The 19,136-nt window shown below is 75.5% G+C and carries 20 protein-coding genes; 5 read left to right on the forward strand and 15 right to left on the reverse strand.

Annotation, left to right across the window (positions count from 1 at the left end; translation table 11 throughout):
- Window positions 1-2: 2 nt before the first annotated feature.
- The 10 genes from BM414_RS30565 to BM414_RS03360 form a co-directional block, all read right to left on the reverse strand.
- Window positions 3-1,028 carry a HAMP domain-containing protein gene (locus BM414_RS30565; protein ID WP_245784452.1) on the reverse strand — a complete coding sequence of 342 codons (1,026 nt, stop codon included), beginning with the start codon at window positions 1,026-1,028 and terminating at the stop codon, window positions 3-5.
- 31 nt (window positions 1,029-1,059) lie between these two features.
- Window positions 1,060-1,767 carry an MtrAB system response regulator MtrA gene (gene mtrA, locus BM414_RS03320; protein WP_093578026.1) on the reverse strand — a complete coding sequence of 236 codons (708 nt, stop codon included), beginning with the start codon at window positions 1,765-1,767 and terminating at the stop codon, window positions 1,060-1,062.
- A gap of 176 nt (window positions 1,768-1,943) precedes the next feature.
- On the reverse strand, window positions 1,944-3,440 hold the full coding sequence (gene ahcY / locus BM414_RS03325; RefSeq protein ID WP_093578027.1) for an adenosylhomocysteinase: 1,497 nt from the start codon (window positions 3,438-3,440) through the stop codon (window positions 1,944-1,946).
- 140 nt (window positions 3,441-3,580) lie between these two features.
- A complete protein-coding gene (locus BM414_RS03330; protein WP_093578028.1) occupies window positions 3,581-4,450 on the reverse strand; it encodes a GmrSD restriction endonuclease domain-containing protein in 870 nt (289 codons plus the stop codon).
- A gap of 76 nt (window positions 4,451-4,526) precedes the next feature.
- Window positions 4,527-5,702, reverse strand: coding sequence for a mannose-6-phosphate isomerase, class I (gene manA / locus BM414_RS03335; protein WP_093578029.1), 1,176 nt, complete (start codon window positions 5,700-5,702; stop codon window positions 4,527-4,529).
- Between the two features lie 71 nt (window positions 5,703-5,773).
- Window positions 5,774-6,739, reverse strand: coding sequence for a DUF808 domain-containing protein (locus tag BM414_RS03340; protein ID WP_093578030.1), 966 nt, complete (start codon window positions 6,737-6,739; stop codon window positions 5,774-5,776).
- A 102-nt stretch (window positions 6,740-6,841) separates the two neighbouring features.
- Window positions 6,842-7,984: an SIS domain-containing protein gene (locus tag BM414_RS03345; protein WP_093578031.1), complete on the reverse strand. Its 1,143-nt coding sequence runs from the start codon at window positions 7,982-7,984 to the stop codon at window positions 6,842-6,844.
- The gene (locus tag BM414_RS03350) at window positions 7,981-8,202 is read right to left on the reverse strand and encodes a Trm112 family protein (RefSeq protein WP_093578032.1); all 222 of its coding nucleotides are present in this window, start codon (window positions 8,200-8,202) and stop codon (window positions 7,981-7,983) included. The genes BM414_RS03345 and BM414_RS03350 overlap by 4 nt, the downstream gene beginning before the upstream one ends.
- Window positions 8,199-9,560, reverse strand: a complete 1,362-nt coding sequence (locus tag BM414_RS03355) for a phosphomannomutase/phosphoglucomutase (protein WP_093578033.1) — start codon at window positions 9,558-9,560, stop codon at window positions 8,199-8,201. Before BM414_RS03355 ends, BM414_RS03350 begins: the two co-directional genes overlap by 4 nt.
- Before the next feature lie 135 nt (window positions 9,561-9,695).
- Window positions 9,696-10,049 (reverse strand): DUF3499 domain-containing protein, encoded by a 354-nt coding sequence (locus BM414_RS03360; protein ID WP_217644527.1) that lies wholly within the window; start codon window positions 10,047-10,049, stop codon window positions 9,696-9,698.
- A gap of 182 nt (window positions 10,050-10,231) precedes the next feature.
- Between BM414_RS03360 and BM414_RS03365 the strand changes: the two genes are divergently transcribed.
- Window positions 10,232-10,711, forward strand: a complete 480-nt coding sequence (locus BM414_RS03365; protein ID WP_093578035.1) for a metallopeptidase family protein — start codon at window positions 10,232-10,234, stop codon at window positions 10,709-10,711.
- A 13-nt stretch (window positions 10,712-10,724) separates the two neighbouring features.
- On the opposite strand, the gene BM414_RS03370 is transcribed toward BM414_RS03365, so the two are convergent.
- A complete protein-coding gene (locus tag BM414_RS03370) occupies window positions 10,725-11,639 on the reverse strand; it encodes a hypothetical protein (protein ID WP_093578036.1) in 915 nt (304 codons plus the stop codon).
- A 73-nt stretch (window positions 11,640-11,712) separates the two neighbouring features.
- Between BM414_RS03370 and BM414_RS03375 the strand changes: the two genes are divergently transcribed.
- On the forward strand, window positions 11,713-12,696 hold the full coding sequence (locus BM414_RS03375) for a hypothetical protein (RefSeq protein WP_139245703.1): 984 nt from the start codon (window positions 11,713-11,715) through the stop codon (window positions 12,694-12,696).
- On the opposite strand, the gene BM414_RS03380 is transcribed toward BM414_RS03375, so the two are convergent.
- Window positions 12,671-13,570, reverse strand: coding sequence for a hypothetical protein (locus BM414_RS03380; RefSeq protein WP_175551404.1), 900 nt, complete (start codon window positions 13,568-13,570; stop codon window positions 12,671-12,673). The genes BM414_RS03375 and BM414_RS03380 overlap by 26 nt on opposite strands.
- A gap of 145 nt (window positions 13,571-13,715) precedes the next feature.
- Entirely contained in the window at window positions 13,716-13,967 is a 252-nt protein-coding gene (locus tag BM414_RS03385) for a WhiB family transcriptional regulator (RefSeq protein WP_175551418.1), read from the reverse strand.
- Between the two features lie 322 nt (window positions 13,968-14,289).
- Between BM414_RS03385 and cofD the strand changes: the two genes are divergently transcribed.
- The 3 genes from cofD to rfbA all read left to right on the forward strand — a co-directional run bounded on the left by cofD (window position 14,290) and on the right by rfbA (window position 17,274).
- A complete protein-coding gene (gene cofD, locus BM414_RS03390; RefSeq protein WP_093578038.1) occupies window positions 14,290-15,252 on the forward strand; it encodes a 2-phospho-L-lactate transferase in 963 nt (320 codons plus the stop codon).
- Window positions 15,253-15,328: 76 nt separating this feature from the next.
- A complete protein-coding gene (locus BM414_RS03395; protein ID WP_245784454.1) occupies window positions 15,329-16,372 on the forward strand; it encodes a coenzyme F420-0:L-glutamate ligase in 1,044 nt (347 codons plus the stop codon).
- A gap of 29 nt (window positions 16,373-16,401) precedes the next feature.
- Complete coding sequence (gene rfbA / locus BM414_RS03400) at window positions 16,402-17,274, forward strand: glucose-1-phosphate thymidylyltransferase RfbA (protein WP_093578039.1); 873 nt, start codon at window positions 16,402-16,404, stop codon at window positions 17,272-17,274.
- Here rfbA and BM414_RS03405 read toward each other — a convergent pair.
- Together BM414_RS03405 and BM414_RS03410 are read right to left on the reverse strand one after the other, a co-directional pair.
- On the reverse strand, window positions 17,271-18,278 hold the full coding sequence (locus tag BM414_RS03405; protein ID WP_245784455.1) for a DNA-3-methyladenine glycosylase family protein: 1,008 nt from the start codon (window positions 18,276-18,278) through the stop codon (window positions 17,271-17,273). The genes rfbA and BM414_RS03405 overlap by 4 nt on opposite strands.
- A 64-nt stretch (window positions 18,279-18,342) precedes the next feature.
- The gene (locus tag BM414_RS03410; RefSeq protein WP_093578350.1) at window positions 18,343-19,113 is read right to left on the reverse strand and encodes an SDR family NAD(P)-dependent oxidoreductase; all 771 of its coding nucleotides are present in this window, start codon (window positions 19,111-19,113) and stop codon (window positions 18,343-18,345) included.
- Window positions 19,114-19,136: the final 23 nt, after the last annotated feature.

A 19,136-nucleotide genomic window follows, 5' to 3' on the forward strand; every position in this document is an offset into this window, starting at 1 on the left:
CGTCAGGGGGGTGCGCGCTCGTGGCTGACGTCGGAGGTGAACCGCTGCTGCAGCTGGGACAGGCCCTCGAGCTGGGTGATCTGCCGCTGCAGGCTGTCGGCCATCGCGTTGAAGCTGGTGGCCAGCCGGGCCAGGTCGTCCTCACCGCGGACGGCCATCCGTTCCTCGAGCTGCCCCTCGGCCAGCCGTTGCGCGGTACCCGCCGCCCGGCGCACCGGGTCCACGACCAGCCGGGTCACGAGCACGCCGATCCCGGCCACGAACAGGGTGAGCGCGATGCCGCTGATCGCCACGGTGCTGCGGATCAGCGAGAGCGTCTCGTCCTCCTGGTCGAGGGGGAAGGCGTAGTACAGCTCGATCTCCTCGGAGGAGGAGACGTCGCCGGGCACCGGGGCACCGACGAGCAGCGTCGGCCGGGGCTCGCCGGCGTCGTCGGGCACCGGCGCGTACTGCGTGTACTGCCCGCCGCCCTGCACGCCGGCGCGCAGCTCGTCGGGCAGCGCCGGGTACACACCCGCCCGGCTGACCGCGGGCGGCCGCTCGGTGTTGCCCGTCCGGTAGACCATGACGACGTCGAAGTCGCCGGCCGAGCCGCCGCGGGTGAGCAGCCCGTTCACGGTGCGCCCGAGGGTGGCGCGGACGCTGGCGGCGTCACCCGCGGCGATGCCCACCACCTCCGACCGGGCGTACACGACGCCGGCCTGCGCCTGGTCGATCGCCGCCTGCTGCTTGACCGACAGCAGCTGCGTGCGGATCTGGCTGAACAGCACCAGGCTGACGATGACGACGACGGTGCCCGCCACGACCATCGTGATCGCGCCGATGCGGACGTGCAGCGACTTCCGCCAGGCCGAGAGCGCCCGGCCGACCAGCCGCCGGGTGCGGATCCGCGCCCGGACCGCACGCCGCCGCAGCCCGCGCCGCACGGTGCGCAGGTCCCGCGGGCGCGGCCGGCGGCGGGCCGGGACGGGGGCGCTCCCCGTCCCGCCCGCGGCCGCGGCCGGCGGCGCCGGGTGGGTGGTGCTCACCGGCGGCCCGCGGCAGGGCTGCCCGCGGTGGTCACGGGGGGCCGGCCTTGTACCCGACCCCGCGGACGGTCAGCACGATCTCCGGCTTCTCGGGGTCGCGCTCGATCTTGGCGCGCAGCCGCTGCACGTGGACGTTGACCAGCCGCGTGTCGGCGGCGTGCCGGTAGCCCCACACCTGCTCGAGCAGCAGCTCGCGGGTGAACACCTGGCGCGGCTTGCGGGCCAGGGCGACCAGCAGGTCGAACTCCAGCGGGGTCAGCGGGATGGGCGTGCCGTCGCGGGTGACCTGGTGGGCCGGGACGTCGATCTGCACGTCGCCGATGGACAGCGACTCGGCCTGGCCGGTCTCGCCGCGGCGCAGCTGCGCGCGCACCCGGGCGACGAGCTCCACGGGCTTGAACGGCTTGGTGACGTAGTCGTCGGCACCGGCCTCGAGCCCCTGGACGACGTCGATCGTGTCGCCCTTGGCGGTGAGCATGACGATCGGGACCGCCGACTGGTTGCGGATGTCCTGGCAGATCTGCAGGCCGTTGCGGCCCGGCAGCATCAGGTCGAGCAACACGAGGTCGGGGCGGGTCTGCTGGAAGACCGACAGCGCCCGGTTGCCGTCGGAGACGAAGGCGGGGTCGTACCCCTCCCGCCGCAGCACGATGCCGAGCATCTCGGCGAGGGCGGCGTCGTCGTCGACGACCAGGACGCGGCCGCGACTGGGCCCGTTGTTCGCTGCGGTCGGAGGCACGTGACCATTCTGCGACGTCACGAGCGGATAACGGTGGCGCCGGACCGGAGAACCCGGTCCGGCGCCCTCTTCTGTCCCAGCTCCACGCCGGAGAGCGACCCTGGCGACGTGCTGGAACGGCCACCCTCCAGGGTCCCGCGCCGAGTGTGCGAGGCGTGGGGGGAAGGGTGGTCCTCCTAGTAGCGGTAGTGCTCGCTCTTGTACGGGCCCTCGACCGGCACGCCGATGTAGTCGGCCTGCACCTTCGACAGCTCGGTGAGCTTCACGCCGAGCGCGTCGAGGTGCAGCCGGGCCACGTGCTCGTCGAGCCGCTTCGGCAGCACGGTGACCGTCGGGGTCTTGCCCTCGTAGGCCGCGCGGTTGCCCCACAGCTCGATCTGGGCGAGCACCTGGTTGGAGAACGAGGCGCTCATGACGAAGCTCGGGTGCCCGGTGGCGTTGCCCAGGTTCAGCAGCCGGCCCTCGGAGAGCAGGATGATCGTGTGGCCGTCGGCGAAGCGCCACTCGTCGACCTGCGGCTTGATCGTCGTCCGCTCGATGCCCGGGGTGCGGGCCAGGCCGGCCACGTCGATCTCGTTGTCGAAGTGGCCGATGTTGCCGATGATCGCCTGGTGCTTGGTCTGACCGAGCTGCTCGGCGCTGATGATGTCGCGGTTGCCGGTGGCCGTGATGATGATGTCGGCCTTGCCGATGACCTCGTCGAGCGTGGTCACCTCGTAGCCGTGCATCGCCGCCTGGAGGGCGTTGATCGGGTCGATCTCGGTGACGATGACCCGGGCGCCCTGGCCGCGCAGCGACTCCGCGCAGCCCTTGCCGACGTCGCCGTAACCGCAGACGACGGCGACCTTGCCGCCGATCATCACGTCGGTGGCGCGGTTGATGCCGTCGATGAGGGAGTGCCGGCAGCCGTAGAGGTTGTCGAACTTGCTCTTGGTCACCGAGTCGTTGACGTTGATCGCCGGGAACAGCAGCCGGCCGTCGCGGGCCAGCTCGTAGAGGCGCATCACGCCGGTGGTGGTCTCCTCGGTGACGCCCTTGATGCCCTGGCCGATGCGGGTCCAGTAGCCGGCGTCGGCGGTCAGCGAGCCGCGCAGGACGTCGAGGATGACGCCGTACTCCTCGGAGTCGGCCTCGGTGGTGTCCGGGACGGCGCCGTCGGCCTCGAAGCGGGTGCCGAGGTGCACCAGCAGCGTGGCGTCACCGCCGTCGTCGAGCAGCGTGTTCGGGCCCACGACGTCGCCGTTCGCGTCGCGGAACTCGAAGAGCCGCTGGGTGCACCACCAGTAGTCCTCGAGGGTCTCGCCCTTCCAGGCGAAGACGGGGACGCCGGCGGGCTCCTCGGGGGTGCCCTCCCCCACGACGATCGCCGCGGCGGCGTGGTCCTGGGTGGAGAAGATGTTGCAGGAGACCCAGCGGACGTCGGCGCCGAGCGCGGTCAGGGTCTCGATGAGGACGGCGGTCTGCACGGTCATGTGCAGCGAGCCGGCGATGCGGGCGCCGGCCAGCGGCTGCGCGTCGCCGTACTCCTCGCGCAGCGCCATCAGGCCGGGCATCTCGTGCTCGGCGAGCCGGATCTCCTTGCGGCCGAACGGGGCCAGGGAGAGGTCGGCGACCTTGAAGTCGGTCTCGCCGTCGGAGGTGGTCAGGGGACGGGTGCCGGTAGAGGCGGTCATGTCGCTCCAGGGTCGATGCCCCTGCCGCGGGCGGCGGGGGCTCGGGGTCACTGAGATGAGCGAGCATGCCGAGGCTTCGGCGGGGCTCGTGCCGTCCTCCAGGATAGCCGTGGGGTGCAATCCGGGGTGCCGGTCCGGGGTCAGCCCTCGCAGCCGTCGCCGTCGCCGTCGCCGTCCAGCGCCGGGTTCCAGCCCGGGTCCCCCTCGCGGATGGGTGCGGCGCCCGCGGCGCGCACCGCCGTGCAGTCCGGATAGGGCGGGACCGGCGCGGGCGGCCCGGTCGTGGGCGGCACGGTCGCGGGCAGCTGCGGGGCCGGCCGCGGGTCGCGGGAGGGCAGCGGCTGGTCGGGGCAGGTGCCGAGCACGCCGGCGACGGCGTCCCGCTCGGCGCGGGTCATCCACAGCTCGTAGGTGACCTTGACCGCGACCTGGCGGGCCACGTAGGCGCACCGGTAGGACCGGGTCGGGGGCAGCCAGGTGGCGGCGTCGGAGTCGCCCTTGGACTGGTTGAGCGGCCCGTCGACGGCGAGCAGGTTGAGCGGGTCGTTGGCGAACTCGGTGCGGCGGTCGGCGTCCCACTGCTGCGCGCCCTTCTGCCACGCGTCCGACAGCGGGACGACGTGGTCGATCTGCACCGCCTCGCTGGTCCCCTCACCGCGGCGGAACTCGATGGTGCGGCCGGAGTAGGGGTCGGCGAGGGTGCCGGCCTCGACGACGCAGTCCCGGGTGCCCGGCGCGAACACCTCGCCGGTGAGGTCGCGCGCCAGCACGTCGTTGCGGGTGTCGCAGCCGTTGTGGTCGGTGTCGACCCACCCGCTGCCGAACTGGTCGCGGGAGTAGCCGGTCTGCGGCGCACGGCCCCGGACCTGCACGGAGTCCAGCGTCTCCAGGGCGCTGCCGGCGGGCGGGACCGGCGGCTGGTCCCCGAGGAGCCCGGCGCAGCCCGCGGTCAGCGCGGCCGCCAGGACGAGCGTCACCGCCGCGCGCAGCGGGGCCGGGCGGAGGGGCACGACCGACGCTACGTCCGCCGTCGCGCCGTCCTCCGCCGCGACACGCGGCCCGCCTCAGCGGAGGTCGGTCACGAGGTCAGCGCAGGTTGGTGGTGGCCCGGTAGAGGACGGCGGGACCGCGGGCGCTGACCGGGGCGCCGGCCGGCACGAAGGCCGACTGACCCTTCTGCAGCCGGACCTCCCCCTCCGCGGACTCGAGGACCGCCTCGCCCTCCGTGCACAGCAGGACCTGCGGGCCGCGCGTGCCGAGGGAACCGGCCAGCTCGTCGAGCTGGCAGCGGGTGAGGTCGAAGTCGTCGACCGGCACCGGGTAGCGCAGGCCGCCGGGACCGAGCACGGGGTGCAGCACCGGGACCTTGCCGTCGGAGAAGTCCAGCACCTCGATGAGCGCGGCGAGGTCGACGTGCTTGTTGGTCAGGCCGCCGCGCAGCACGTTGTCCGAGCTGGCCATGACCTCCACGCCGGCCCCGGACAGGTAGGCGTGCAGGTTCCCGGCCGGCAGGAAGACCGCCTCGCCGGGCGCCAGCTTGAGGTGGTTGCACATCAGCGAGATGACGACGCCGGGGTCGCCCGGGTAGGCCTCGGCCAGCGTCGTGGCCCAGCGGTAGGTGTTGATGAACTCCGGGTCGTGGGCGGCCACGAAGGACGCCGCCTTCTGCGCGACGACCTCGACGAGGTGGGTGCGCCGCTTGCCCGACAGCGCCAGCAGCTGCGGGATGGCCGCCTGGAGACCGCCACGGGCCAGCGCCGCGATCGTCGGCTTGAGCTCGGGCAGCTGCAGCTTGGCCAGGCAGTGCAGCGACTCCTCCACCGGGCGGAAGCCGCACAGCGCCTCGAAGGTGGTCAGCGCCAGCAGCAGCTCCGGCTTGTGCCACGGGTCCTTGAAGGTCCGCGTCGGGTCGTCCTTCGGGACACCGGCGGCCTCCTCGGCGGCGAAGCCGGCCCGGGCCTGCGCCATGGTCGGGTGGGCCTGCAGCGACAGGGGCGCGTCGGCGGCCAGCACCTTCATGAGGAACGGCAGCCGCGCACCGAAGCTCTCGGCCACGTCGGGCCCGAGGAGGTCCGCGGGGCGCTCCGCGATCGCCTTGTCCAGCGGGATGCCGGTGGACAGGACGCTGGGCTGGTCGGGGTGGCCGCCCATCCAGAGCTCGGCGTAGGGCCGGTCGGCGGGGACCGGTTCACCGAGCAGGTCGGGGATGACCGTCCGGGAGCCCCAGGAGTAGTGCCGGACGGCGTTGCTCATCTGCCACATCGCCCCGGAGGCTACCGGCGTGCACGTCGCGGCCGAGCACGTCGTCACCCGGCCGTGGTGGCCGGGACGCGTCAGTGACCAGCGCTCTCGGGCTGGCGCGCCTCCGTCTTGGCCTTGCGGCGGTGCAGTGTGAGGCTCAGCACGAGCACGATCAGCGCGCCGACGACGAGCCCCACGATCGCGCTGGCCACCGTGTTGACCAGCCAGCCCACGACCCCGCCGAGGGCCCCGGTGGCCTCGTGCGCGAGCTCCTCCAGGTGGTGCACGAAGCCGTAGACGGCGTGCAGCCCGAGCTCGTCGCTGCCGACCAGCAGGATGTGGCCGCCGACCCACAGCATCGCGGCGGTCCCGATGATCGTCAGGGCGCTGAGCAGCTTCGGCATGCCCTTGACCAGCCCGCGGCCGAAGGCGGCCACGCCCTTCTTCCCGGTCTGGGACAGCCGCAGGCCGGCGTCGTCCATCTTCACGATGAGGGCGACGACGCCGTAGACGAGGATCGTGATGGCCAGCCCGACGACCGCGAGGATGATTGCGCGGGACCAGAAGCCCTCGCTGGCGACCTCGTTCAGCGAGATCACCATGATCTCCGCCGACAGGATGAAGTCGGTGCGCACGGCCCCGGACACGATGGTCTTCTCGTCCGGCATCGCCGGCTCGGCCGAGGCGTGGTCGTCGTGGTGGCCGCTGAACCGGTGCCAGATCTTCTCGGCGCCCTCGTAGCAGAGGTAGGCGCCGCCGACCATGAGGATCGGGGTGAGCAGCCAGGGCAGGAACTGGCTGAGCAGCAGGATCGCCGGGAGGATGATCAGCAGCTTGTTGCGCAGCGATCCGAGGGCGATCCGCCGGATGATCGGGATCTCGCGGTCGGCGGACAGGCCGCGCACGTACTGCGGCGTGACGGCGGTGTCGTCGACGACGACGCCGGCGGCCTTCACACCCGCCCGCCCCGCGGCGGCCCCGACGTCGTCGATGGAGGCAGCGGCGGCGCGGGCCAGCAGCGCCACGTCGTCGAACAGGGCCACGAGTCCACCGGCCACGGGAGGTCCTTCCAGTCGGTCAGCAGTCGAGTCAGCGCACGGTCGGGTCGGTGCGCCCCGTGCCGGTACCCCGGGCCGGCGCATCGGACACCGGCCACCGGGTCACCGCCGGAGCGCCCTCTCCTGGTCGAGGACCAGCGCCAGGTAGACGGCGCTGAAGTCGGCCACCGCCAGCTGCCGCGCGAGGCGGGGCAGCCGGCCATGACGGTCGGGGTCGCCGTGCTCGGCCAGCCCGCTGACCGGCACGTTGCTGGCCGCCGCGGTGCGCAGGACCTCGGTCATCGCCTCGTGCGCCGAGCGGGGTTCGCGCTCGCCGGCGCCGTCGTGGTGGGCGGCGTCGGTGTCGCGGATGGTGAGCAGCCGAAGCCGGCGGCCCTCGTCCTCGGCGCGGTCGCGGAAGAAGTCGTCGGCCTCGCGCGGCGCCAGCGGGCCACCCAGGACGGCGCAGGCGGCCACCCGCTGGTCGGGCAGCCGGAAGCCGCTGGTGGGGAGGCCGGCGAGGGTGGCGAGCTGGTCGGCGAAGCGGGCCGCCGCGGTGTCGGCCAGGGGCCCCTCGGCGGCGATGACCGGGAAGGCGTCGAGCAGCTCGAGCGCCAGCGTCTTGGCCGGGTTCGTGAACGACTCGCGGGCAGGGCCGCACTCCTCGGCGACCTCGTCGAGGGCCGAGGCGACCGCCTCGAGGTCGGCGGCCTCCGGGCGCAGGAGGCCGAGGTCGGTGGCCAGCCGCAGCAGCGGGGTGAGCAGTGACCACAGCGTGGCGTGCCGGACCCGTGCGCGCGGCAGCGGGACGTAGGGCATCCGCGCGGTGGAGCAGGCCGCCCGCAGCGGTGCGTCCTCGGCGCCGATGCCCAGCAGGGTCACGCCGCGGCGGGCCGCCTCGTAGGCCGGGGTGACCGCGTAGCGGCCGGCGCCGGTCCGGGTGGCGACGACGGCGATGTCGGTCGGGCCGGTCCACACCGGCAGGTCCGGGCCCGGGACGACGTCGACGGTGACCGGGCTGGACGGGCCGAGCAGCGCGCGCAGCACCGATGCGGCCACCGCGCCCTCGCGCCGGGCGACGATGACCAGGCCGCGCGGGCGGCCGCCGCCGGTGACGCGGTCGAGCCCCGCCTCCTCGGTCAGCCGCGCGGTCTCGCGCACCTGCGCACCCGCACCGGCGACCGCGGGCAGCAGGCCGCGCGGGTCGCGGGCGCGCAGCACGTCGAGGTCGTCGAGGACCTCCTCGGCCAGCTCGGGCGAGGTCACGGAGTTGCCGTTCCCGTTCCGCCGCGCTGTCGCGCCTCGTCCAGCAGCAGCACCGGGATGCCGTTCCGGACCGGGAACGCCCGGTCGCAGGTGGTGCACACCAGCTCGCTCGCCGCCTCGTCGACGGTGAGCGGGCTGTGGTGGGTGTCGGGGCAGGCCAGGATCTCCAGCAGCAGCAGGTCCAGCCCCAGCGGTCCCGACGTCGTCCCCTGCGTCATGAGCGCACCATCCCCAGCACCCGGTCCCTGAGCCGTTCCATCCGCGCCTGGTCGGGCGCCTCCACGTTGAGCCGCAGCAGCGGCTCGGTGTTGCTGGCACGCAGGTTGAACCACGACCCGTCGGGCAGGTCGACGGTCAGGCCGTCGACCTCGTCGAACGTCGCGCCCTCGGCCTCGAAGGACCCGCGCACGGCGGCGGTGCTCGCGGCGGCGTCGGCCACCGTGGAGTTGATCTCCCCCGAGGCGGCGTAGCGGCTGTAGGCGGCGGTCAGCTCCGACAGCGTCCGGCTCTGCTCACCGAGGGCCGCCAGCACGTGCATCGCGGCGAGCATGCCGGTGTCGGCCCGCCAGAAGTCACGGAAGTAGTAGTGCGCCGAGTGCTCGCCGCCGAAGACGGCGTCGGTGCGGGCCATCTCGGCCTTGATGTACGAGTGGCCGACCCGGGTGCGCACCGGCTGCCCGCCGTGCTCGCGGACGATCTCGGGCACCGCGCGCGAGGTGATGAGGTTGTGGATGACCGTCGTCCCCCGGCCCTTGGCCAGCTCGCGGACGGCGACCAGCGCGGTGATCGCCGAGGGGCTCACCGGCTCGCCGCGCTCGTCGACGACGAACACCCGGTCGGCGTCACCGTCGAAGGCCAGGCCGATGTCGGCGCCCTCGCGGCGGACCGCCTCCTGCAGGTCGACCAGGTTGGCCGGGTCCAGCGGGTTCGCCTCGTGGTTGGGGAACGTGCCGTCGAGCTCGAAGTACAGCGGGACGACGTCGAGCGGGAGGCCGTCCAGCACGACCGGGACGGTGTGCCCGCCCATGCCGTTGCCGGCGTCGACGACGACCCGGAGCGGGCGGATCGCCGACAGGTCGACCAGCGAGCGCAGGTGGGCGGCGTACGCCGACAGCAGGTCGCGCTGGGCGATCTCGGCAACCCGCGCGGGGGCGCGGTCGTAGCTGTCGCGCTCGGCCCACTCGCGGATGGTGACCAGACCGGACTCCTGCCCCACAGGGGCGGCTCCGGCGCGGCAGAGCTTGATGCCGTTGTACTGCGCCGGGTTGTGGCTGGCGGTGAACATCGCGCCGGGCACGTCGAGGGAGCCGGCGGCGAAGTACAGGAGGTCGGTGGAGCCCAGCCCCGCCTCGACCACGTCGACGCCGCGGGAGAGGACGCCCTCGGCGAAGGCGCGGGACAGGGGCACCGAGGAGGGGCGCATGTCGTGGGCGGTGACCACCGCGGTGGCGCCGCTCTCGACGCTCACGAACTCGGCGAAGGCGGCGCCGATGCGCCGCGCGACGTCCTCGTCCCACTGGTCGGGGACCACGCCCCGGACGTCGTAGGCCTTGATGATCGCCGACAGGTCCGTCACTGCCCACCCTCGCCTGGACTGGCCGGAGGCGGTCCCCCGGTCCGGACGACCCTAACGGCGGGCGCGGGACCCGGCTCCCGGTGGCCCTGCTGCGGGTCCCGCCCCGGGCTTCGAGGGGTGGTGGCAGCGGGTCCTCTACTCGAGGTCGGGCAGGACCCGGAGGTGTCCGCGGCGGGTGCCGCGGCCGTCGTCGGCCGGGGGCCGCGGCGGCTCGGGGCGGGCCGCCTCGCGGACGGCGTCGGCGAGGGCGAGCAGGTCGTCACCGGTCGGGCCGGAGTCCTCGACGTCGATCTCGTGCCGGACGACCTCCCACCCGCGCGGCACGGTGAGCCGCTCGGCGTGGAACTCGCAGAGGTCGTAGCTGTGCGGCTCCGAGTACGTGGCCAACGGACCGACGACCGCGGTCGACTCGGCGTACACGTAGGTCAGGGTCGCCGCAGCCGGTTGCGCGCAGCCGCTGCGACTGCAGCGACGTGACTGCCTCACCACCGGTTCCTCACGCAGGGCACAGTAGCCGCCCCGGGAGTCGGCGACAGACTCACCGAGTGGGAGTCCCTCGGATCCCATCCAACCCGACGTCCCCGCGCGCCCCGTCACCGGGGTGGACGAGCCGCCCGCCTCCGGAGTTCCCGCTGACCGCCTCCCCCGGCGCGCCGTAGGCTCCTCCCGCCATGAGCCGACCCGTCCGCCCCGACCGCTCCGGGCCCGCCCGGTCCCGCCGCGACCGGCACGGCCGGGGACTGCGCGGGCGCCTCGTGCCCGACGAGGTCCCCCTCGCCCGCAGCCGCGCCGAGCAGTTCGACGACCTCGTGCTCGACGTCGTCGAGGACCTCGAGCACCGCTGGGAGCGGGAGCTCGCCGGGGTGGAGTTCGCCGTCGAGGACGTGCCCTGGGTCGACCACACCGACCCCGACGAGGTCGTGCTCGACCCCGACGTGCTCGACGACGGCACCGTGCCGCTGGCGCGGGTGCTGCCGCCCCACCGCGAGGACGGCCGGGAGGTGCCGGCGCGGATCATCGTCTACCGGCGGCCCCTCGAGGTCCGGGCGCACGACCGCGACGACCTCGCCGACCTGGTGCGCGACGTCGTCGTCGACCAGGTGGCGGTGCTGCTCGGCCGCGACCCCGAGGAGATCGACCCGACGGGCTGACGACGGGGGCGGGTCACCTCCGGTCGACCGGGCTGCCGAGCTCGCGGGCCATCGCGCGCGCCTCGTCGAGGCGAGCCCGGGCGAAGGCGGCGTCCAGGCCGTCCCCGCGGTCGGCCCGCGTCAGCCGGGCCACCAGCTGCTCGAGGGCGACGGCGTGCCACAGCAGGCCGACGTCGGGCTCCTCCCAGCCGGCGGTCCGCGACAGCACCACCTCGCCGATCTGCGCGCGGTCCTGCGCGTCGGGGGTCGTGGCCCACAGGGTGAGCAGGTCGCGGTGCCGTGGGGCGGAGCGGACGCCGGACCACTCGAGGACCACCAGCCGCTCCTCGCCGTCGGCGTCCCCGGCGTCGATGACGGCGTTGGCCGCGCGCAGGTCGCCGTGCGCGACCTCGGACAGCGGCAGCTGCGCCGCGGCCGCCCGGACCGCCCGCAGCTCACCGATCCGCACGCCGCCGCGGACGAGCCGGGAGCCGTCCTGCAGCGTCCCCCGGGTCCGGCGCAGTGCCCCGCCGGCCGGGGGCTCCCACGGCTCGCCGGCCGGGGCGGGCAGCGGCGCGATGCGCACCGCGGCCTCGACCGCCGCGGCGGTCCAGCGGGGCCCGCCGGAGGGGGCGGGGTGGACGCGGCGGGACAGCAGCCACCGGCCGTCGTCGGCGGCGGCGACCACCTCGGGCACGCCGACCCGCCGCTCCTCGGCCCAGCGCCGGCCGCGCAGCTCGGCCAGCAGCCGGCCGCGGCCGCTCTCGGTGACCGCGAGGTCCAGGACCCGGTCGGCGAGCACGCCCTGGACCACGCCGAGGCGGGCGGACAGGTCAGCCACGGCGACGACCGGCTCGGCCACCCCCAGTTCGGCGAGCAGCGAGACGACCCGCTCGCCGGCTGCCGCCGCCGTCCCCGACGAGGTCGACCCCGGCCCGTTCTGCATCACCGGGGGATCCTGGCAGGAGCCCCGGCGCGCCGCTCGGAGGTCCCCGGCAGGGCGCCCTGCGATGCTCGTCCGGATGGACTCCGCCGTGCCGCTCGCCGCCTGGGTCGTGCTCGGCGCGGCCCTGCCGGCGCTCGGGGCGGTCGTCGCGGGCCTGCTGCTCACCCGCCGGCGTGGCGGACCCGCGCCGGCCCCGGCACCGCCGGCGCCGGCCCGCTCCCCCGGCCCGCGCTGGGCGGTCGACGACCTGCCCGGCTTCCTCGAGGCGCCCCCGGGCATCCCCGGCCCGCCGCCTCGGGTGGCCGGCCCGCCGCCCGCGCCCCTGGTCCCGGCGGGTCCGGACCCGGCGCCGCGCACCGTCGCCGGACTCGCCGCCGCGGCGCTGGCGCTGGTCGCCGTCCTCGCCGGCCTCGCGCTGGGCGGCGGGGCCCCGGAGCAGGCCGCCGGCGCTCCCCCGGCGGCGACCGCACCGCCGGCGCCGGCCGCCCCGACGACGGCCCGTCCCGACCTCCCACCCGTCCCCGGCGACCCGCTGCCCGGCGAGCGCGGTGCGGGCCTGCTCGCCGCGCGGTCGGTGCCCCTCGGCCGCGACGGTGCCACCGCACGGCTGGCCCTCGGCGGGCTGGTGCTCGAGCAGCGCGCCGTCGGGGTCACCGTCGGCTACCCGTCGGTGAGCGTCAGCGTGGGGACGGACGGGACGGCGCTGGCCCACGTGCGGCTGCCGACCTGGAACTGCCTCGGGACCACCGCGCCGGCCGATCCGCGCGCGGCCGGCTGCAGCCCCGCCGGGACCGAGTACGCCGACCTGCCCTCCCCCGCGCTCCGCGTGACCCGCGACGGCGACGCGCTCCGGCTCACCGGCCGCTTCCCCACCTACGCCCGCCCCTCGGGGACGCCGCCGGCCTACACCGGGCGGGTCTACGAGCTGACCGTCACCGTCGCCCCGGACGGGCCGGCCGTCGACGGCGAGGCACCCGCGGGCGGTGCGCTGTTCCTGGGCACCGAGCGGGCCGAGGCGCTGCCCGACCCGCTGCTCAGCCGGATCCGCGTCGCCGGCTGACCGGCACCGGCGGGACCAGCCGTGCCGCCCGGTCGAGCACCGGCCGTAGCACCCGGCCCCGGCCGGAGACGGTGACGCCGACGAGGGGCGCGCCGCGCACGGTGTCCAGCCCGCCGACCTCCGAGCGGCCCCGCCACGGCAGCCGGTCGGCACCGTCGACCAGCGTGAGCAGCCCGGCGCGCGACCGGCCGCCCGCGCCGACCGTGGCGACCTCGACCTGCCCGAGGGCGGCGTGCAGCCGGGACGCCGCACGGACCAGGTCGCGGGCGCGGACGTCGGGCTCGGCGGCGAGCAGGTACGGCAGCACCCGGTCCAGCACCCGCGGGTCCCGGCTGCGCAGGACCGGTCCGGCGGCGGCGGCGTCGAGGCGGTCGACCAGCAGCAGGCTGCGGGAGGTGGCCACCCGGGCGTCGGGCCGCAGCCGCGCCAGCGCGCGCACCACGGGGTCGCCGAGCGGCAGCCCGGCCAGCCGCAGCCGCCAGGGCCGGCACAGCCCGGCGAGCAGGTCCAGCACGCCCGCGGCGAGCCGATCGGCGGCGTCGTCGTCCCGGGCGAGCAGCCGGGCCGGCGGCCGGCCGCCGGGGACCGGCAGGCCGTCGCCGAGCAGGGTCGCGGTGACGACCGGGCCGGCGGTGGCCAGCGCCAGGAGGGCCAGCGCGTCGGGCCGGCCCGGGCCACGCGGCCCGACGACGACCGCGACGGGCCGCAGCCGGGGCCGGGGACGGGCCGCCTGCACCGAGAGGACGGCGGTCAGCCAGGGCGCCGCGGCGGTCACCGGGGCGGCCAGGTCGCGGGCGAGCGGGACGGCGGCGCGGACCTCGGCGGCGACGCGCGCCCGGCCCAGCGCCGTGCGCGTGTCCCTGTCGCCGGTCACCGGCCCATCCGACCACACGGACCGGCCCGCCCCGGGAACGCCGCAGCCCCCGACGGCGGTGCCGTCGGGGGCTGCGGTGGTGGACTGGGGGGTCGCACGTCGGTGTGCAGGACGTCCCGTCAGGCCCCTGGCGAGGGGCCGTCGTTCAGATGGCGCGGCGGCGCAGGCGGCGGCGCTCCCGCTCCGAGAGACCGCCCCAGATGCCGAAGCGCTCGTCGTTGGCGAGGGCGTACTCGAGGCACTCGGCCTTGACCTCGCAGCCGGTGCAGATCTTCTTCGCCTCGCGCGTGGAACCGCCCTTCTCGGGGAAGAAAGCCTCCGGGTCGGTCTCGGCGCACAGTGCGCGCTCCTGCCAGGACTGCACGTCGTCGGTCAGGCCCGTGCCGAGCATGCCCATCAGCCCCTGGTCGGCCGACCCGCTCCCCCGGGAGACCCGCTCCGACCCGCCGACGTAGTCGCTCAGCCACGAGACCTCTGCCATGACGATGCGTCCCCTCTCGCTCTCGTCCGCGACGCGGATCCCCGGGCCTGCCCCGACGTCATCCGTGCCGTACACCGCCGGAATTACACGCGTGTCGTTGCCCGAGCGTCAACTTCGCCCGGTGTAAGCGGTCGACCACACCGACCCCACGCGTCACACCTCGTTCGTCACATCTCGTGCACTCCCTCGACACGCCCGTCGAACAGTGGACAACTGCCCATGGGGCACGATGAGTTTCGTGGAGATCGTCGTGCTCGCCGGTGGTGTCGGCGGGGCCCGGTTCCTGACCGGTCTGCGGGAGGTCGCACCCCCGTCGTCGGTCACCGCGGTGGTCAACACCGGTGACGACGTGACGATGCACGGGCTGCGCATCTGCCCGGACCTGGACACCGTCGTCTACACCCTCGGCGGCGGCATCGACCCCGAGCGCGGCTGGGGCCGGGCGGGCGAGTCCTGGACGGTCAAGGAGGAACTGGCCGCCTACGGCGCCGAGCCCACGTGGTTCGGCCTCGGCGACCGCGATCTCGCCACGCACCTGGTCCGCACGCGGATGCTCGACGCCGGCTACCCGCTCTCCGACGTCACCGCGGCCCTCGCCGACCGGTGGCAGCCGGGGGTCACGGTGCTGCCGATGAGCGACCAGCGGGTCGAGACGCACGTCGTCGTCGACGACCCAGCCACCGGCCGGCGCACCGCCGTCCACTTCCAGGAGTGGTGGGTCCGCCACCGCGCCGAGCCGCAGGCGCACGCCTTCGTGCAGGTCGGCGCCGAGCAGGCGCGTCCGGCCCCCGGCGTGGTCGAGGCGCTGGCCCGCGCCGACGCCGTCGTGCTCGCGCCGTCGAACCCGGTCGTGTCGGTCGGCACGATCCTCGGCGTGCCCGGCCTGCGCGACGCGCTGCTGGCCACCCCCGGCCGCGTCGTCGGGATCTCCCCCGTCGTGGACGGTGGGGTGGTGCGCGGGATGGCCGACCGCTGCCTGCCGGTGCTCGGCGTCGAGGTCAGCGCCGAGGGCGTCGGCCGGCACTACGGCGCGCGCTCCGACGGCGGCCTGCTCGACGCCTGGCTGGTGCACACCGGCGACCCCGCGCAGGTCCCCGGCGTGGACGTGCGCGCCGTGCCGCTGCTGATGAGCTCCCCCGAGGCCACCGCCGCGATGGCCCGGGCCGCCCTGGACGCCGCCGGTGTCCGCCTCGATGGCTGAGGAAGGGCCCTCCTGCCCCCCGCCGCTCGCGAGCTCGCGGCGGGATCCTGCAGGAGGGCCGGTCGGCGGATTGCACGTGCTCCCCGTGCGGGGGCTGCCGGAGTTCACCGCCGGTGACGACCTGGCCGCGGCCGTCGCCGGGGCCGCGCCGTGGCTGGCCGACGCCGACGTCGTCGTCGTGACCTCCAAGGTCGTGTCCAAGGTCGAGGGCCGCGTCGTGCCGGTGCCGCCGGGCGCCGACCGCGAGGCCGTGCGGCAGCGCGCCATCGACGAGGAGACGGTGCGCGTGGTGGCCCGCCGCGGGCCGCTGAAGATCGTCGAGACGCGGCACGGCTGGGTGGTCGCCGCGGCCGGCATCGACGCCTCCAACGTGCCCGGCGACTCGCTCGTGCTGCTCCCCGCCGACGCCGACGCCTCCGCGCGCGGGCTGCGCGACCGGCTCCGGGAGCTCCTCGGTGTCGAGGTGGCGGTGGTCGTCAGCGACACCTTCGGCCGCACCTGGCGCGAGGGGCTCACCGACGTCGCGGTGGGGTCGGCCGGCATCACGGCACTCACCGACCACCGCGGCGCCGTGGACTCGCACGGGAACCGGCTGGAGACCACCCAGACGGCCGTCGTCGACGAGGTGGCCTCGGCCGCGGACCTGGTGAAGGGCAAGCTCGACGGCGTCCCGGTCGCCGTCGTCCGCGGGCTGCCGTTCGCGGCACCGGCCGAGGACACCGGGACCCGCCCGCTGGTCCGGCTCGGCCCCGGCGACCTGTTCCCCTACGGCAGCCGCGACCTGGTGGCCAGCCGGCAGCCGGCCGCCGACCTGGTCCCCCGCGACGGGGACCGCGAGGCGGTCGCCGAGGCCTTCCGGGTGGCCAGCGCCGCGCTGCCGGAGTTCCCGGTGGTGCTCCGGCACGGTGGCGAGGGCGACGGCGTGGTCGACGTCCACCTGCCGCAGCGCGCCGCCACCACCGGCGAGCGGATCGCCGCCGCGCTCAACCTCGGCGCGCTGCTGGGCGCCGTCGTCGTGCAGCTGCACGCGGAGGGCTGGGCGACCCGCTGGGAGCCGGTCGGCACGCAGGGCGGGTCGTCACTCGTCGGGAGGTTGTGGCTCGGCTCCCCCCGGGACTGAGCGGCCGGGTCTCGGTAGCGTCCGCCCCCATGCGGGGGATCATCCTGGCCGGGGGCACGGGCAGCCGCCTGTTCCCCATCACGCAGGCGGTCAGCAAGCAGCTCATGCCGGTCTACGACAAGCCGATGGTGTACTACCCGCTCTCGACGCTGATGATGGCCGGCGTCCGCGAGGTGCTGGTGATCACCACGCCCGGCGACCAGGCCGCCTTCCGCGCCCTGCTCGGCGACGGGGGCCGGCTCGGGATGCGGATCGAGTACGCCGCGCAGGAGCGGCCCGAGGGCCTGGCGCAGGCGTTCCTCATCGGCGCCGGTTTCGTCGGTGATGAGTCGGTCGCCCTGGTCCTGGGCGACAACATCTTCTACGGCGCGGGGCTCGGGACGGCCCTGGGACGGCTGCCCGACCCCGACGGCGGGCACGTCTTCGCCTACCACGTGGCCAACCCGCAGGACTACGGCGTCGTCGAGTTCGACGGCGCCGGGACGGTCCTCTCCATCGAGGAGAAGCCGGCCTCGCCCAAGAGCTCCTACGCCGTGCCGGGCCTGTACTTCTACGAGTCGTCGGTGGTGGAGGTGGCCCGCGGCATCCGGCCCAGCGCCCGCGGCGAGCTCGAGATCACCGCGGTCAACGAGCACTACCTGCACCAGGGCCGGCTGACCGTCACCGTCCTCGACCGCGGGACGGCGTGGCTCGACACCGGGACGTTCGCCTCGTTGCGTCAGGCGACGGAGTTCGTCTCGGTGGTCGAGGAGCGGCAGGGCCTCAAGATCGGCTGCATCGAGGAGGTCGCCTGGCGGCAGGGCTGGCTCGACGACGACGGCCTGCACCGCGCCGCCGAGCCCCTGGCCAAGAGCGGCTACGGCGACTACCTGCTGGGCCTGCTCGAGGACGGCCGCCGCTAGACGCGGCGGTAGTCGGTCGGCGCGGTCCGCGGGCCGCGCCGGGGCGGCATGCTCCCGCCGAGGTGCAGCAGCCGCACCACCCGCTGACGGTGCCCGTGCCAGGGCTCGAGCAGCTCCATCATCCCGTCGTCGTCGGTCTTGCGGCCGGCGAGCGACCAGCCCACCAGGTTCTTCAGGTGGTAGTCGCCGTAGCTGACGGTGTCCGGGCAGCCGAACGTGCGCTGCACGACCTCCGCGGCCGTCCAGACACCGATGCCGGGCACCGTGCGCAGCTTGCGCTGCAGGGTCGGTGAGTCGCAGTCGACGTCAGGCTCCAGGGCGTGCGCGACCGACGCGACGTGCAGCAGCGCCCGGCGGCGGGCGCCGTCGAGGCCGCAGCGGTGCCACTCCCAGTCGGTGATCCCGCGCAGGCGCCGCGGCGAGGGCAGGACCCGCATGCCCTCGGGCGCGGGGCCGGGCGCGGGGTCGCCGGCCAGCCGCAGCAGCGCCCGCCACACGCGGTGCGCCTCGACCACGGTGACCTTCTGCTCGAGCACCGCGGGGACCAGGGCGTCCCAGGTGCGGCCGGTGCGCCCCAGCCGCAGGTCCGGTGTGCGCCGCGCGATCTCGCCGACCAGGCGGTGGTGTCCCGGCTCGAAGCCGTCGGGGTCGTCGTCGGCGCCCAGCCACCCGGGCACCGCCGTCCCCGCCCACTCCGCCCCGGGGCCCCACGCCTGCACCCGCACCTCGCCGCAGCGGTGGGTGATGCGGACCGTGGCCGGGCCGCACGGGGTGGTCGTCGTCCGCCAGACGGCGTCCCCGTCCCACTGCATCGCCGGGTCCCCGGCGCTGCGCTGGTGCGGCCGCAGCACCGCCTTGAGGTCGAAGCCCCAGTCCGGCCGCCAGCAGTCGGTGAAGTCCGGATCGGTACCCGTGCCCGAGGGTGCCGTGCCCGAGGGTGCCGGGCCCCGGGGGGCCGGGAGCGCGGGTGCCGGCGGGGTCGGGGCCGGCAGTGCAGTGGTCACGCGGGGTCTCCGGGGAAGAGGGAGCCGTCAGGTCGGGAGACGGTCGGGGCAGCAGGCGGTCGGGTCAGCGGGGCGCCATGCGCAGGGCGCCGTCCATCCGGATGACCTCGCCGTTGAGATAGCCGTGCTCGATGATGCCGAGCGCCAGCCGGGCGAAGTCGTCGGGGCGGCCCAGGCGCTTGGGGAACGGGATGCCGTCGGCCAGCGCGGTGCGGGCCTCCTCGGGCAGCGCGCCCAGCAGCGGCGTGTCGACGAGGCCCGGCGCGATCGTGCAGACCCGCACGCCGACGGTGGACAGGTCGCGCGCGGCCGGCAGCGTCATGCCGACGATGCCGCCCTTGGAGGCGCTGTAGGCGACCTGGCCGATCTGGCCGTCGTAGGCGGCGATCGAGGCGGTGTTGACCACCACGCCGCGCTCGCCGTCCTCCTCCGGCTCGGTGGCGGCCATCGCGGCGGCGGACAGGCGCAGCACGTTGAAGGTGCCGACCAGGTTGACCATCACGGTGCGGAGGAACGGGTCCAGGTCGTGCGGGGTGTTGCCCTTGCCCACGGTGCGCTGCGCCCACCCGATGCCGGCGCAGTTGACCGCGATCCGCAGCGGCCGGTCCTTGCCGGTGGCGTCGGCGACCGCGGCGGCCACCTGGTCCTCGTCGGTGACGTCAGTGCGCACGAACGTCGTGTGCCCGCCCAGCTCGGCGGCCAGCGCCTTGCCGCGCTCCTCGTTGAGGTCCAGGACGGTCACCGCGGCACCGCGCGCGGCCAGCGCGCGGGTGGTGGCCTCCCCGAGGCCCGAGGCCCCACCGGACACGACAGCTGCGACGTCGAAGTTCTGCATGAGCGGCATCACACCACGCCCGG

Source organism: Geodermatophilus amargosae, from assembly GCF_900116515.1.
Lineage (GTDB): Bacteria > Actinomycetota > Actinomycetes > Mycobacteriales > Geodermatophilaceae > Geodermatophilus > Geodermatophilus amargosae.

Coding starts and splice junctions, on each gene's coding strand:
- ahcY (WP_093578027.1), bottom strand. CDS start 3,440: ATGACCGCCTCTACCGGCACCCGTCCCCTGACCACCTCCGACGGCGAG.
- manA (WP_093578029.1), bottom strand. CDS start 5,702: ATGTGGCAGATGAGCAACGCCGTCCGGCACTACTCCTGGGGCTCCCGG.
- BM414_RS03350 (WP_093578032.1), bottom strand. CDS start 8,202: ATGACGCAGGGGACGACGTCGGGACCGCTGGGGCTGGACCTGCTGCTG.
- BM414_RS03365 (WP_093578035.1), top strand. CDS start 10,232: ATGAGCCGACCCGTCCGCCCCGACCGCTCCGGGCCCGCCCGGTCCCGC.
- BM414_RS03375 (WP_139245703.1), top strand. CDS start 11,713: ATGGACTCCGCCGTGCCGCTCGCCGCCTGGGTCGTGCTCGGCGCGGCC.
- BM414_RS03385 (WP_175551418.1), bottom strand. CDS start 13,967: ATGGGCATGCTCGGCACGGGCCTGACCGACGACGTGCAGTCCTGGCAG.
- rfbA (WP_093578039.1), top strand. CDS start 16,402: ATGCGGGGGATCATCCTGGCCGGGGGCACGGGCAGCCGCCTGTTCCCC.
- BM414_RS03410 (WP_093578350.1), bottom strand. CDS start 19,113: ATGCAGAACTTCGACGTCGCAGCTGTCGTGTCCGGTGGGGCCTCGGGC.